Consider the following 14220-nt stretch of genomic DNA (forward strand, 5'->3'; position numbering starts at 1 on the left):
CCCTTCCGGTCACCGGCCGACGGCCGCCACCGCCCTCTCGGTGGCCTCCCGGACGATGCGCTCCTGTTCCGGCGTGAGGGGCACCCGCGGCGGGCGGCACGGCCCACCGTAGCGCCCGACGAGGTCCATCGAGAGCTTGATCGCCTGCACGAACTCGGTCCGGGAGTCCCAGCGCAGCAACGGGTGCAGCGTGCGGTAGAGCGGCAGCGCGGTGGCCAGGTCACCGTCGGCCGCCGCGTCGAACAGCCGGACGCAGACCCGGGGCAGCGCGTTGACGTACCCGGCGATCCAGCCGGGCGCACCGGCCACCGCGAGTTCCAGGGTGACGTCGTCGGCGCCGACGATCAGGTCCAGGTCGGGTGCCGCCTCGGCGAGCCGGTAGGCGCGGCGCACGTCGCCGGTGAACTCCTTGACGCCGACGATCAGGCCCTCGCCGTGCAGCCGGGCGAGCAACTCCGGGGTGAGGTCGACCTTGGTGTCGATCGGGTTGTTGTACGCCACCACCGGCACGCCGACCCTGGCGACCTCGCGGTAGTGCGCGACCACGGCCCGCTCGTCGGCCCGGTAGGCGTTCGGCGGCAGCAGCATCACCGCCGCGCAGCCGGCCTCGGCGGCGTCCTCGGCCCACCGCCGCGCCTCGATCGCGCCGTACGCGGAGATGCCGGGCATCACGGTGAAGCCGTCGGGTGCCGCGTCGACCGCGACCCGGACCAGCGTGCTGCGCTCCTCGGGGGTGAGGGTCTGGTACTCGCCGAGCGAGCCGTTCGGCACGACCCCGTCGCAGCCCTCGTCGGCGAGCCAGCGGACGTGCGCGGCGTACCGGTCGACGTCGACCGCGAGTCGCTCGTCGAGCGGCACCGTGGTGGCCACCAGGACACCGTGCCATGGTCTGGACCGAGGGGGCATCGGGGTGCTCCTATCCGGTTCGGCCAGTACAATGTCACACACTACAACGGCGTCCCACCACCCTCCAGCCCTCGACGTCGGAGGTGCCATGCCTGCGCCCCGCCCCTGCGGCACCGGCCGATCCCTCCGGTGGTCGCGTGCGTAGCGGAGCGGTGGACCTGGTCGTGGTGGGCGCGGGCATCGTCGGCGCGGCCTGCGCACACCACGCGAGCCGGGCGGGCATGTCGGTCACCGTCGTCGACAGTGGACCGATCGTCGGCGGCACCACCGGGGCGGGCGAGGGGAACATCCTCGTCTCCGACAAGGAGCCGGGCCCGGAACTCGACCTCGCGCTGCACTCGCACCGGCAGTGGCGCGCCCTGGCCGACCTGCCGGTGCAGGACACGACCTTCGGTGAGCTGGTGGAGATGGAGGCCAAGGGCGGGCTGGTGGTCGCCACCGACCGGGCGTCCCTGGACGGCCTGGCCCGGCTCGCCACGCGACAACGCGACCTCGGTGTCGAGGCGGTCGCGGTCGACCGGGACCGACTGCGGGAACACGAACCGCACCTGGGCGACGACCTCACCGGCGGCTACCGCTACCCGCAGGACATGCAGGTGCAGCCGATGCTCGCCGCCGCCCACCTGCTGCGGCTGGCCCGCCACGACGGCGTCACCGTGCTGCCGCACGAGCCGGTCACCGGCCTGCTGCGCGACGGTCCACGGGTGGTCGGCGTGCGAACGCCCCGACGCGACCTCCCCGCCGCCGCCGTGCTCAACGCCGCCGGCTCCTGGGCCGGTCAGGTCGCCGCGCTGGCCGGTGTCGCGCTGCCGATCGCGCCCCGACGCGGCTACATCCTGGTGACCGAGCCGCTCCCGGCGCTGATCCGGCACAAGGTGTACCTCGCCGACTACGTCGCCGACGTGGCCAGCGACTCGGCCGCGCTGCGGACGTCCACGGTGGTCGAGGGCACCCGGGCCGGCACCGTGCTCATCGGCGCCAGCCGGGAACGCGTCGGTTTCGACCGGAGCGTCTCGATCCCGGCCCTGCGGCAGCTCGCCGCCGGTGCGGTCCGCCTCTTCCCGGTGCTGCGCGACGTCGCGGTGATCCGCGCGTACCGGGGCTTCCGGCCGTACTGTCCCGACCACCTGCCGGTGATCGGCCCGGATCCGCGCGCACCCGGGCTGCACCACGCCTGCGGTCACGAGGGCGCCGGGATCGGTCTGGCCCCGGGCACCGCGCGTCTGGTCACGCAGACCCTGCTCGGCACCCCGCCCGAGCTGGACCTGACTCCGTTCCGGCCGGACCGGTTCGACCCGGAGGTGTCCCGGTGAGCCGTTCCGACGAGTTCGAGATCCTCTTCGACGGCACGCCGGTGCCCTGCCGCGACGGCTGGACCGTCGGTGCCGCCCTCACCGCCGCCGGGGTGCTGTCCTGGCGGGACACCCGCGTCGGCGGGCGACCCCGGGGGCTGTTCTGCGGCATCGGGATCTGCTTCGACTGCCTGGTGACCGTCAACGGACAACCGTCGCTGCGGGCCTGCCTGGTGCCGGCCACGCCCGGCGACGACGTCCGCACCCAGCGGGGCACCGGCCGATGACGGGCACAGAGGCGGACGTGGCGGTGGTCGGGGCCGGGCCGGCGGGACTGGCCGCCGCGCTGGCCGCGGCCGAGGCCGGGGCCCGGGTGGCGATCGTCGACGCGGGCGTACGCCCCGGCGGGCAGTACTGGCGCTCCCCCGCTCCCGGCACCGGCCGGTTCCGGGCGGCCACCCTGCACCACGGCTGGACGCGGTTCACCTCCACGGTGGGTCGTCTCGCCGCGCTGGCCGACGCGGGTCGGGTCGTGCGGCTGGCCGGGCACCACGTCTGGTCGGTCACGCCGGAGGACGACGGCTGGGCGCTGCGCTGCCTGGTGGGCGCCGAGCCCCGACAGCACGGCACCCCCGGCCCGGTCACCGTGTCCGCCCGCCGACTGGTGCTCGCCACCGGCGCGTACGACCGGCAACTGCCCTTCCCCGGCTGGGACCTGCCCGGCGTGCTCACCGCGGGCGGGGCGCAGGCCCTGCTCAAGGGCCACCTCGTGGTGCCCGGACGGCGGGTGGTGGTGGCTGGCACCGGCCCGTTCCTGCTGCCGGTCGCCGACGGTCTGGCCCGGTACGGCGCGCGGGTGGCGGCGGTGCTGGAGGCGAACGGTCCGCTCGCCCTGACCCGGCATCCCCCGGCGTTGCTCGGCGCGGCCGGAAAGGTCGGCGAGGCCGCCGGGTACGCCGTCCGGCTGTTGCGGCACCGGGTGCCGGTCCGGCACCGGCACGTGGTGCTGCGGGCCACCGGCACGGACCGGCTGACCGGTGTGGTCGTCGGCCGGCGCACCCGGGACGGGCGGATCAGCCCCGGCACCGAGCGACGGATCGACTGCGACGTGCTGGCCGTCGGCTGGGGGTTCACGCCGCAGCTCGACCTGGCGCTTCAACTCGGCTGCGCGACCCGGGTCGACGTCGACCAGAGCCTGGTGCTCTCCGTCGACGAGGATCAGACCACGAGCGTGCCCGGGGTGTGGGCGGCCGGTGAGGTCACCGGTGTCGGCGGTGCCGACCTGGCGACCGTGGAGGGCCGGATCGCCGGTGCCTCGGCAGCGGGCTCGCTCGACCTCGCGGCGCCGCCCGGCGACCGGGTGGCACGTCGGCGACGCCGCGCCCTGCGCCGGTTCGCCGCCGCGCTGCACCGGGCCTACCCGGTCCCCGCCGACGTGCTCGCGCGGTGTGCCGACGAGACCGTGGTCTGCCGGTGCGAGGAGGTCGGCGCGGGCGAGATCCGGCAGGCCGTGACCGGGTTGGGCGCCACCGAGGCCCGTACCGTCAAGCTGCTGGCCCGGCCCGGGATGGGGTGGTGCCAGGGCCGGGTGTGCGGGTTCGCCACCGCCTGCCTGACCGCCCGGTTCGCCGGCCGGGCGGTCACCGAGGCGGACCTGCGCGCCTTCGCGGAACGACCGATCGCCGCGCCGCTGTCGCTGGGGTGGCTGGCCGCGTCCGAGGACGACGGATCCGACGTCGACCACGGCTGAGAGGGCGTCTCCACAGTGCCCGGAACCCCAGTTGACCGGGCGTGTGAGCGCTAACATCACCTCGTTTCCCGCAGGTGTCGGAGTCCGCACTTTGCCGGGTCGCAGGGATTGACGAGCGGAAAGTTAACGCTCACACTCGCTGACAATCCGTCTCTGCGCCACCGCACCGGTCGAGCCGTACCCCACCTGGAAGGACGATCCTAAGTGGCTGAATCCGTTGAGATCCCCGTGAGCCGACGTCAGGTCCTACAGGTGTCCGCCGCCGGAGTGGCCGCGGTCGCCACCGCGGCTGCGTTCCCGGCCGCCGCACAGGCGACGCCGATCCCGGGTTCGAGCCCCGGTTCGCCTGCCCCGGGCGGCGTCGTCGCCGACCCCGGTCCGGGCGGCACCGCTCCGGTCCGGCCGTTCCCGCTCCGTGACGTCCGGCTCGGCGACGGCCTGCTCCAGGAGAAGCGGGACCGGATGAAGAACTACCTGCGGCAGCTCGACGAGCGGCGCTTCCTGGTGCTGTTCAACAACCAGGCGGGCCGCCCCAACCCGGCGGGGGTCACCACACCCGGCGGCTGGGAGGACGGCGGGCTGCTCAGCGGCCACTGGGCCGGGCACTTCATGACCGCCCTCGCGCAGGGGTACGCCGACCTGGGCGAACCGATCTTCAAGAACAAGCTCGACTGGATGGTCGGCGAACTCGCCGCCTGCCAGGCGGCCATCACCGCCCGGATGGGCACCGGCGACCCGGGCGGGGACCCGCAGGAGCCGGAGCAGCCCGAGATCGGCCGGGTGACCGGCCGGTTCGGCAGCGGCCTGCGACTGGGCGGACCCAGCCGGGCCGAGCACGTGACGCTGCCCCAGGAGGCGATCAGCCAGCTCACCGACTTCACCATCGCCACCTGGGTCAACCTGGCGGCCACGCAGAACTGGAGCCGGCTGTTCGACTTCGGTCAGAACAGCACGGTGAACATGTTCCTCGCCCCACGCGCCGGGTCGACCGGGAACGCGCCCCGGTTCGCCATCACGGTCGGCGGCAGCAGCGGCGAACAGCAGATCAACGGCACCACCGCGTTGCCCGTCAACCAGTGGGTGCACCTGGCCGTCACGCTCACCCAGAACACCGGCACGCTGTACGTCAACGGCGTCCAGGCCGGTCAGAACACCAACATGACGCTGAGCCCGGCGAACCTCGGGAACCCCGGCAACCGGTGGATCGGACGGTCGCAGTACGGCGACCCGATGCTCAACGCCACCGTCGACGAGTTCCACATCTTCGACCGGGCGCTCAGCGCCCAGGAGGTCGCCTCCCTCCAGGACTCCCCCGCCGGCAGCACCGGTGGCGGCTCGATCGCCTGGTACCGGTTCGAGGAGGAGGGCGGGTCGACGATCCTGGACTCGTCGCCGAACGGGCGCGACGGCGGCATCGTCGCCACCCAGAGCGGCGGGACCGAGCTGTGGGTGCCGACCCACCCCGGTTACCTCGGCGCGATCCCGGAGGACGCGGTGCTGCGGCTCGGGCCGCCCCGGTGGGCGGTGTACGGCAGCAACGCGGCCACGAACACCTGGGCACCCTGGTACACCCAGCACAAGATCATGCGGGGTCTGCTCGACGCGTACTACCACACCGACAACGCCACGGCGCTCGACGTGGTGACCAGGATGGCTGACTGGGCGCACCTGGCGTTGACGGTCGGGGACAAGAACCACCCCGACTACCCGGGGCCGATCACCCGGGACAACCTGAACTACATGTGGGATCTCTACATCGCCGGTGAGACCGGCGGCGCGAACGAGGTGTTCCCGGAGATCTACGCGCTCACCGGCGACAGTCGGCACCTGGAGACCGCCAGGCTGTTCGACAACCGCGAGTCGCTCTTCGACGCCTGCGTGGAGAACCGCGACATCCTGGTCACCACCCCGGCCACCAACCCGGGCCGACGCCGCCCCGACCGGCTGCACGCCAACTCGCACGTGCCGCAGTTCGTCGGCTACCTGCGCGTCTACGAGCACAGCGGCGACACCGAGTACTTCCAGGCCGCGAAGAACTTCTACGGCATGGTGGTGCCGCACCGGGCGTACGCCAACGGGGGCACGGGCGGCAACTACCCCGGCTCGAACAACAACATCGAGCTGTTCCAGAACCGGGACAACATCGCCAACTCGATCGCCCAGGGCGGCGCCGAGACCTGCACCACGTACAACCTGATCAAACTCGCCCGCAACCTGTTCCTGCACGAGCAGGATCCGGCGTACCTGGACTACTACGAGCGCGGCCTGATCAACCAGATCGCCGGTTCCCGCGCCGACACCAGCACGGTCAGCAACCCGCAGGTCACCTACTTCCAGCCGCTGACTCCGGGGGCCGCCCGTGGCTACGGCAACACCGGCACCTGCTGCGGCGGCACCGGCATCGAGAACCACACCAAGTACCAGGAGACGATCTACTTCAAGTCCGCCGACGACTCCACCCTCTGGGTCAACCTGTACGTGCCGTCGACCCTGACCTGGTCGGAGAGGGACCTCACGGTCGTGCAGGAGACGGACTACCCCCGTCAGGACCACGTCCGGCTGACCGTCGACGGCGACGGCCCACTGGATCTCAAGCTGCGCGTGCCGGGCTGGGTGCGCAAGGGCTTCCAGGTCAGCGTCAACGGGGTCGCGCACGCGCACACCGCCACCCCGGGCAGCTACCTGACGCTGAGCCGCACCTGGCGCTCCGGCGACACGGTCGACATCCGGATGCCGTTCAGCCTCCGCGTGGAACGCGCCATCGACCGCCCGGACACCCAGGCCGTGTTCTGGGGACCGGTGCTGATGCAGATCCTCGGCAACCCCGGCGGCGGCGCGTTCCGGGAGCTGTCGTTGTACCGCCATCTCAAGCGCGACGGCGACTACAGCCGGGCCGCCATCACCCCGAGCAGCAGCACCGCCGCCGGTGACCAGCTCTTCGCCACGCACGGGTTCACCCTGCGGCCGTACTACATCGCCGACACGCAGGCCGTCTCGTCGTACTTCCGGCGCGTCGAACCGACGGTCGTGTTCGGCGCTATCGACACCGGCGTGCCCAACCACAAGCGCAACGACGGCCTGCCCGCGTACGACGTCCCGGTCACCGGCGTGCCGTCACCCGGCACCGACGGTCCGACCTTCCTCGACCTGCTCTGGGACGAGGCGCCGTTCGCCGGCCACGGCCAGTTCGTCACGGCCGTCACCCGCCTCGCCGACGCGTTCGTCGAGGCGGACGTCTTCACCGCCGCGCAACGCGACCGGATCGTCGCCGACGCCGCCCGGGCGAGGACGGAACTCGACCCCGGGTCCTCGTTCGAGGTGGAGGTGACCGCGAAGACGCAGCGCGTCGGCACCAACGCGTACCTCTCCGTCTCCGCCCGCAACGCCGACCAGGTGCCGCTCACCATCGAGCTGGTCACCGCCTTCGGCTCGCGGACGGTGACCGGTGTCGCCCCGGGCCGGACCGCGTTCCAGCAGTTCAACACGCGCAGCACGGCGGTAGCGGCCGGCACCGCCAGCGTGCGGATCACCGGCACCGTCGACGGCGAGGAGATCACCACCGAGGTCGAGGCCCCGTACCCGGCGCTCGACTAGTGCGTGTCCTGCCGGGTGGCGGCGCCCGCCGGGGCGTCGTCACCCGGTCTGCCGGGCGCCTGCGCGCCGCGAAGTTGCCGAACTGCCCGACACGACGGCCGTTCCCGGTGGAGTCTGCCAGGGAGGAGACGGCGGGGGAGGCGGGATGCGGCAGCGCAGGCGGGCGGGACTGCTGCTGCTCACCGCCGTGCCGCCGACCGTCGAGGCCACCGTCCTGGTCGCCCTGGGCTTCGTCGCCGCCACCGGGCTCGCGCCGCAGACCTCGGCGGTCTGGCCGTACGACACCTACCACGACCTGCGGTGGCTGTACGTCTACCACGAGTCCTGGCCGAAGTTCCTGCTCTGGTTGGGCGTGCTGGTGGCGGCGCGGGGTGTGTTCCACACCGTGCTGGTGGTGCTCGCCTGGCCGGACGGGGTGCCCCGGCCACCGGTGCGATGGCTGTTGCGGCGCAGTCTGGGGCTGGCCCTGCTGGTGGCGGTGATCGTGGCACCGTGGGCGTTGATCTCGGTGGCCGCGTCGGTGGTGGCGCTGTCCTGGGTGCTGCTGGCCTCGCTGCTGCCGATGTTCCTGCTGGCGCCGTTCCTGCAACGGGCCGCCGTGGTGGGACCCTGGTGGCGTGGCCTGCCGTCGCTGTCCCTGGTCGGCTGGTCTCTGCTGAACTTCGTGGTGCTGACCATGGCCGGAGCCGTCTGCTGGAGCGTGCCGGGCTGGTGGACGGTGCCGGTCGCCGCCGCCGCCGGGGTGGTGAACGGGTTGCTGTGGGACCGGACGGTGCACGCCGCCCTGTGCACGCCCCGGGTCCGGTTGGCGTGGCTGCCGGCGACCCCGGTCGCGGCCGTGCTCGCCCTGGCGGTGCCGCTGCTCATCCCGCCGCTGGTGCACGCGGTCCCCGGCAAGGACCTGCGGGCCGAGGCGGTGGTGCTCGATCATCCGCTGCCCCCGGAGGTGCCGCAGGCGGTCATCGTCCTGGCCGGCTACGGCTCCGCGTACGGCGGCGAGGCGCCGGTCGACGACCGCGTCGAGCGGTTCTCCTACCGGGGACTGGACCCGGACGGCACGCCCCTGCCGTACGGGCCGCGGGACACCACGATCTCGGTGGCGCAGAGCGTACGGCTGCTCGGCGAGCAGGTGCAGCGGCTGCACGGGCGTACCGGTCGGCCGATCGCGTTGATCGGTGAGAGTGAGGGGGCCATGGTCGCCCGTACCTACCTCCAGGAGGGCGCCCATCCGGCGGTCGACGCGCTGGCGATGTTCAGCCCGCTGATCAACGCGGGACGCGCCTACTATCCGCCGCCACACCAGGACCGGGGTTGGGGTGTGGTCACCGGATGGCAGTTGCGGCTCATGTTCGGCGTGCTGCACAAGGGCACCGGACCGGACGAGCCGTTCATCCGTTCGCTGGTCGACAACGCGCCGTTCTACCGCAACCAGCTCATGTGCCCGGTGCCGGGCGTACGGATGGTCGCCTTCGTCCCCACCTCGACCGCGGCCGAGGCGCCACCCGGCGACTACTCCGACATCCCGGTGTTCCAGATGCCCGGGGTCCACGGCGGCCTGCTGAACCGCGCCCTGGTCGAGGACCGGCTGGTCGCCTTCCTGTCCGGCGAACCGATCCGGCAGGAGCGCGACGAGTACCCGCTGTTGCAGCGGCTCGGTGCCGCGTGGCAGGCGCCGCCGTTGGCCATCGCCGCCAACCCGGCCTGGGCGGGGTTCCGGCAGCCGGACCCCGCCTTCACCGGGAAGGTCTGCCTGCCGACCCGTTGACCCGGCCTGACTCGACGGGTCGACGGGTCAGCGGGGCGCGGTGCAGGAGGATCAGCCGGGCGGCGGCCAGCGCCGGCCCGAGCACCAGCACCGTCTGCACCGGGTGGTAGGTGAACAGGAGCAGGTGCAGCACGACGAAGACCGCCACCGCGGCCAGCGCGAGCAGCGCCGACCAGCGGCGGCCGAGGGGTACGAGCGCCCCGGCCAGTGCCGTACCCACCCCGGCGGCCAGGCGCAGCCAGACCCACCCGGTGATGTCGTGCTGGTGGACGACGCCGGCGCCGATCGAGACGTACCGGTCGCCGGTGAGGTCGGCGCCGGCCGCCACCGCGTCGAAGATCCCGGCCGCGCCGAGCAGCACCCCGGCCAGGAGCAGCGCCCGTCTGCGTACGTCGTGCGTCGTCACCGCTCCCCCGTCGTGCGCCGGACCGTGGCGTGGCCGTCCGGTCGGCGCGGTCCGCTCCGGCGTCCGCCGACCTCGTCCCGTGTGCGGCGCGCTCAGCGGGTGATCTCCAGATAGCGGTCGAGCATGGCGTTCACCTGTGCCGGCACCTCCAGTTGCACGAAGTGCCCGGAGCCGGCGGTCTGCCCGATGTGCGACTCGGGGACGAGTCGGCTGAGGTGCGCGTAGTCGGCGAACGGTGCGTCGGTGCCGACCATCAACAGCGGCCGGGCCCAGGTGGTCAGCGCCGCCACGTCGCCGCCCTGCCGCACGTACGCGGCCAGTCCGGCGATCGGCTCGTAGGCGATCCGGGTGGCGGGTCGGCCCATCGCCCGGACCACCCGCTCCACCAGGCGTGGCTCGGAGTAGGGCCGGAAGTACGAGCGGACGATCTGCTCCCGCGCCGCACCTGACGTGTCGTCGCGCAGGGATTCGGCCACCTCGCCGATCGCGTCGGCGGCCCCGGGCGGCCCGGCCACCGCGGAGTCGAGCAGCACCAGGCCGGTGAACCGACTCCGGTCGGCGGCTGCGGCGGCCAACGACCAGACCCCGCCGAGGCTGTGCCCGATCACCGTGACCCGGCGCAGGTCCAGCGCCTCGGCCAGGGCGCGCAGGTGACCGCCCATCTGGTCGACGCCGTACCCGTTGGGCGAGGGCTGGCTGTCGCCGTGGCCGGGCATGTCGACGGCGATCACCCGGGCCGGTCGGGCGGCCAGGTGCCGGGCCACCGGCTCCAGGTACGTGTGGTCGCCGCACCAGCCGTGGACGAGCAGGAACGTGCCGCCCCGTCCGGGCCCGTACGTGCGGTAGTGCATTCCTGCCGCGATCCGTCCGTCCACCGTCGCACCTCCCCGACTGATGTGGCCGTACTTCCACTGAAGCACGACCGCACACCAGGACACAATTATATGTTGTATGTCCGATTTACTGCATTGCCGGCGCGGCGGTACACGGGGAGGGGCAGGTGGACGGACTGCTCGACAGCTTCTTCGCCAGCCTCGCCGAGACTCCGCCCGGCCGCCTGCCCACCACCCCCACCGGGGTGCTCCGCTTCGACTTCGACGGCGACGACACCTGGTTCGTCACGCTCGCCGACGGCCGCGCCCACGCGCACCGGGACGGCACCCACGCCGACTGCCGGGTGGAGATGAGTCGGGCCTCCTTCGAGCGTCTGCTCGCCGGCCACGACCACTTCGTCTCCATGCTGTTCCGGGGCGTGCTCTCGGTCGAGGGCGACCTCGTCCTGATGCACCTGTTCCGCCGCCTGCTGCCGGTGGCCGCCTACAGCGGGGCCGTCGAGCCGGTCGCACCGGGCACGACCTTCGCCGAGCCCGGTCTGGTCGGGCTCCAGCAGGCCACCCGCATCTTCGCCGGCAGCCTGTTCGTGATCAGCGAGGCCAACGGGAACGTCGGGACCACGCCGACCACCCCGATGGGCCTCTACTTCTTCGACACCCGGTTCCTGTCGACCTGGGACCTGACCCTCGACGGGGAGCAACTCTCGGTGCTCTCCCACGACGCGGTGCACACCTGGGAGTCCCGCTTCGGGCTGGTGCCCGGCGAGCCCACCCACTACGTCAGCGCGACCACCTCGGTCATGCGGCGACGCCGGGTGGACAAGGAGTTCCAGGAGGAGATCACCCTGCTCAACCACGCGCCCACCGCGAAGCGCTACACCATGCGGCTGGCGGTCGCCGCGGACTTCGCCGAGGTCCCCGAGGTCCGTAGCGGGCTCCGCCGGGACCGACCGGTGGTCGCGACGGTGGAGCGGGACACGTTGCGGCTGCACTACAAGCGGGAGAGCCTGCACCGGGAGACCGTGGTCACGGCCAGCGAACCGGCCGTGATCGACGAGGACGGTCTGACCTTCACGGTCACGATCGACGCGAAGAGCGCCTGGAGCACCCGGCTACGGGTGCTCACCCTCGTCCGTGACCTGCACAGCCGTGACCTGCGGGAGCGGCTGAACAGTTCGACCGGAAGTCCCGACACCCGGCTCCTGAACGACATCACCCGGCTGACCGAGTCGGCACCCCGCCTGCGCGCCGACTACGCGCCGCTGCAACAGGCGTACGAGCGGTCCGTGCCCGACCTCGCCGCGCTGCACTACCCCGGCCTCAACTACCTCGACGCGCTGCCCGCCACCGGCCTGCCCTGGTCGATGACGCTGCTGGTGCGGGAGAGCCTGATCAGCAGCTTCCAGGCGCTGCCCGTCCTGCCGGAACGGGCCGCCCGGACGCTGCGGATCCTGGCGCTGACCCAGGGCGCGCGGGACGACCCGTTCCGGGGTGAGCAGCCGGGCAAGATCGTCCAGGAGTGCCGGTACGGCGACTCGGCCGCCTTCAACGACACCCCCGAATCGGCCAACTTCACCGCCGTCGACACCACCGCGCTCTTCGTCATCCTGCTCGACGAGTACGAACGGTGGACCGGGGACGCCGACCTGGTCCGCGGGTACGAGTACGAGGTGCGGGCGGCCATCGACTGGCTCGACGGTCCCGCCGATCCGCTGCGCACCGGGTACGTCTGGGCCGGGTGTCAGACCGGCCGCACCGAGCAGGTGGGCGGCACCTGGCGCAGTTCGGCGGAGGCGATCTGTTTCGCCGACGGTCGCCCGGCCGGGTTCCCCCAGGCGACCTGCGAGGTCCAGGGCTACACCTACGACGCCAAACGGCGGGCCGCCCGGATGGCGCGCCTGTTCTGGCGGGACCCGGCGTGGGCCGACCGGTTGGACCGCGAGGCGACCGAGTTGCAGGGCCGCTTCGACCGGGACTTCTGGCTGCCGGACCGGGGCCACTACGCGGTGGCGCTGTCCGCCGACGGCCGACCGGTGGACGGGCTGGCCTCGAACATGGGCCACCTGCTCTGGAGCGACATGATCCCGAGGTCGCGGCGCGACGACGTGGTGCGGCACCTGTTCGGTCCCGGCCTCTGGTCGGGCTGGGGCATCCGCACGCTGGCCGAGACCGAACCCGGCTACAACCCGCTCGGGCGGCACACCGGAGCGGTCTGGCCCTGGGACAACTCGATCATCGCCTGGGGCCTGTGCCGGGCCGGGTTCCGGCGGGAGGCGGCGCGCATCGCCGAGGGCATGCTGGAGGCGAGCCGCTACTTCGACGGTCGGCTGCCCGCGTACCTCACCGGCTACGACCGGGCCGTCACCAAGGTCCCGGTGCCGTACGGGCTCGCCGACAGCCCGTACGCCCCGTCCAGCGGTACGCCGCTGATGCTGGTGCGGACGCTGCTCGGCCTGGAGCCGTACGCGAACCACCTGGCGGTGGAGGCCGGGGTGCCGGAGCAGATGGGCCAGATCGAGCTGCTCGACATACCCGGCCGGTGGGGGTACACCGACGCGCTGGGCCGGGGCCGCGCGTTCCGTGCGCGCCGGACGCCCTGAGGTGTAAGGAGGGGACCCCTGCTATACACGAGGCGTTAGCAGGGTGCCCTTCCTTACATCCGGTCGGCCCAGCGGCGGGCGATCCACGCACCGACGACCAGTTGGATCTGGTGGTAGATCATCAGGGGTAGCACCAGCAGGCCGAGCGCCTCGGGCTGCACCAGCACGGCGGCCATCGGCAGCCCGGTGGCCAGGCTCTTCTTGGCTCCGCAGAACAGGATCGTCACCCGGTCGGGTCGGTCGAAGCGGAGCAGCCGGCCACCGCCGTACAGCAGCCCCAGCACCAGCGCGAGCAGCCCGGCGACGACGGCGATCAGGGCGGCCAACCGCCCCGGCGAGACCTCGTCCCAGACTCCGGCCACCACGCCGGCGCTGAAGGCCGAGTAGACCACCAGCAGGATCGCGCCCCGGTCGACCCGGCCGGTCAGTGCACGGTGCCGCTCGATCCAGCCGGCGGTCCAGCGGCGGGACAGTTGCCCGGCGACGAAGGGCACGAGCAGTTGCAGCACCACCGTGCCGATCGAGCCGGCGTCGACGCGTACCTCGCCGGAACTCTGGAGCAGCAGGGTGACCAGCAGCGGGGTGAGGGCGATGCCGGCGATGTTGGAGAAGGAGGCGGTGAAGACCGCCGCGGGCACGTTGCCCCGGGCGATGGCGGTGAACGCGATCGAGGTCTGCACCGTGGACGGCACCGCGCAGAGGAAGAGGAGCCCCTGGTACAGCTCGGGGGTCAGCACCGCCGGTCGCAGCGGCGCGGCGGCGAGTCCGAGCAGCGGGAAGAGGACGAACGTGGCGAGCAGCACCACCGCGTGCAGCCGCCAGTGCCGGGCACCGGCGAGCGCCGCCCTCGGGGCGATCTTGGCGCCGTGCAGGAAGAAGAGCAACGCCACCGCGACCTGGGCCGCCACCCGTCCCGCCTCGGCGGCCGTGCCGCGCAGCGGGAGCAGGGCGGCCAACGCCACGGTGCCGAACAGCGCCGCGATGAACGGGTCGATCGGCAGCCGACGGGGCCAGCGCATCGCCTCTCTCCCCTCCGGTCGCCCGCGCCGTCCGGCGCGTCTCGGCGGCTGCCGA

The 14220-nt window shown here is 72.9% G+C and carries 10 protein-coding genes; 6 read left to right on the forward strand and 4 right to left on the reverse strand.

Annotated features, from left to right (window positions below; genetic code table 11):
• Nucleotides 1–9 precede the first annotated feature (9 nt).
• Nucleotides 10–870, reverse strand: coding sequence for a dihydrodipicolinate synthase family protein (locus ACQVFL_RS16435; RefSeq protein ID WP_396698445.1), 861 nt, complete (start codon nucleotides 868–870; stop codon nucleotides 10–12).
• A 173-nt stretch (nucleotides 871–1043) separates the two neighbouring features.
• Between ACQVFL_RS16435 and ACQVFL_RS16440 the strand changes: the two genes are divergently transcribed.
• The 5 genes from ACQVFL_RS16440 to ACQVFL_RS16460 all read left to right on the forward strand — a co-directional run bounded on the left by ACQVFL_RS16440 (nucleotide 1044) and on the right by ACQVFL_RS16460 (nucleotide 9307).
• The gene (locus ACQVFL_RS16440) at nucleotides 1044–2219 is read left to right on the forward strand and encodes an NAD(P)/FAD-dependent oxidoreductase (protein WP_431726893.1); all 1176 of its coding nucleotides are present in this window, start codon (nucleotides 1044–1046) and stop codon (nucleotides 2217–2219) included.
• The gene (locus tag ACQVFL_RS16445; RefSeq protein ID WP_431726894.1) at nucleotides 2216–2485 is read left to right on the forward strand and encodes a (2Fe-2S)-binding protein; all 270 of its coding nucleotides are present in this window, start codon (nucleotides 2216–2218) and stop codon (nucleotides 2483–2485) included. Before ACQVFL_RS16440 ends, ACQVFL_RS16445 begins: the two co-directional genes overlap by 4 nt.
• Nucleotides 2482–3948: an FAD-dependent oxidoreductase gene (locus ACQVFL_RS16450; protein WP_431726895.1), complete on the forward strand. Its 1467-nt coding sequence runs from the start codon at nucleotides 2482–2484 to the stop codon at nucleotides 3946–3948. The genes ACQVFL_RS16445 and ACQVFL_RS16450 overlap by 4 nt, the downstream gene beginning before the upstream one ends.
• Nucleotides 3949–4152: 204 nt before the next feature.
• The gene (locus tag ACQVFL_RS16455) at nucleotides 4153–7542 is read left to right on the forward strand and encodes a beta-L-arabinofuranosidase domain-containing protein (RefSeq protein WP_431726896.1); all 3390 of its coding nucleotides are present in this window, start codon (nucleotides 4153–4155) and stop codon (nucleotides 7540–7542) included.
• A gap of 145 nt (nucleotides 7543–7687) precedes the next feature.
• Nucleotides 7688–9307: a hypothetical protein gene (locus tag ACQVFL_RS16460; protein WP_396698435.1), complete on the forward strand. Its 1620-nt coding sequence runs from the start codon at nucleotides 7688–7690 to the stop codon at nucleotides 9305–9307.
• On the opposite strand, the gene ACQVFL_RS16465 is transcribed toward ACQVFL_RS16460, so the two are convergent.
• Nucleotides 9276–9713, reverse strand: coding sequence for a DUF7144 family membrane protein (locus ACQVFL_RS16465; RefSeq protein ID WP_431726897.1), 438 nt, complete (start codon nucleotides 9711–9713; stop codon nucleotides 9276–9278). The genes ACQVFL_RS16460 and ACQVFL_RS16465 overlap by 32 nt on opposite strands.
• Before the next feature lie 92 nt (nucleotides 9714–9805).
• Nucleotides 9806–10588, reverse strand: a complete 783-nt coding sequence (locus tag ACQVFL_RS16470; protein WP_396698431.1) for an alpha/beta fold hydrolase — start codon at nucleotides 10586–10588, stop codon at nucleotides 9806–9808.
• A 125-nt stretch (nucleotides 10589–10713) separates the two neighbouring features.
• Here ACQVFL_RS16470 and ACQVFL_RS16475 point away from each other — a divergent pair, with 125 nt between their 5' ends.
• Nucleotides 10714–13146, forward strand: coding sequence for a glycogen debranching N-terminal domain-containing protein (locus ACQVFL_RS16475; protein ID WP_396698429.1), 2433 nt, complete (start codon nucleotides 10714–10716; stop codon nucleotides 13144–13146).
• Between the two features lie 53 nt (nucleotides 13147–13199).
• Here the strand turns inward: ACQVFL_RS16475 and ACQVFL_RS16480 are convergent, their stop codons facing one another.
• Nucleotides 13200–14165, reverse strand: a complete 966-nt coding sequence (locus ACQVFL_RS16480) for a bile acid:sodium symporter family protein (RefSeq protein WP_431726898.1) — start codon at nucleotides 14163–14165, stop codon at nucleotides 13200–13202.
• Between the last annotated feature and the right edge of the window lie 55 nt (nucleotides 14166–14220).

This window comes from Verrucosispora sp. TAA-831, assembly GCF_050780145.1.
Lineage (GTDB): Bacteria > Actinomycetota > Actinomycetes > Mycobacteriales > Micromonosporaceae > Micromonospora.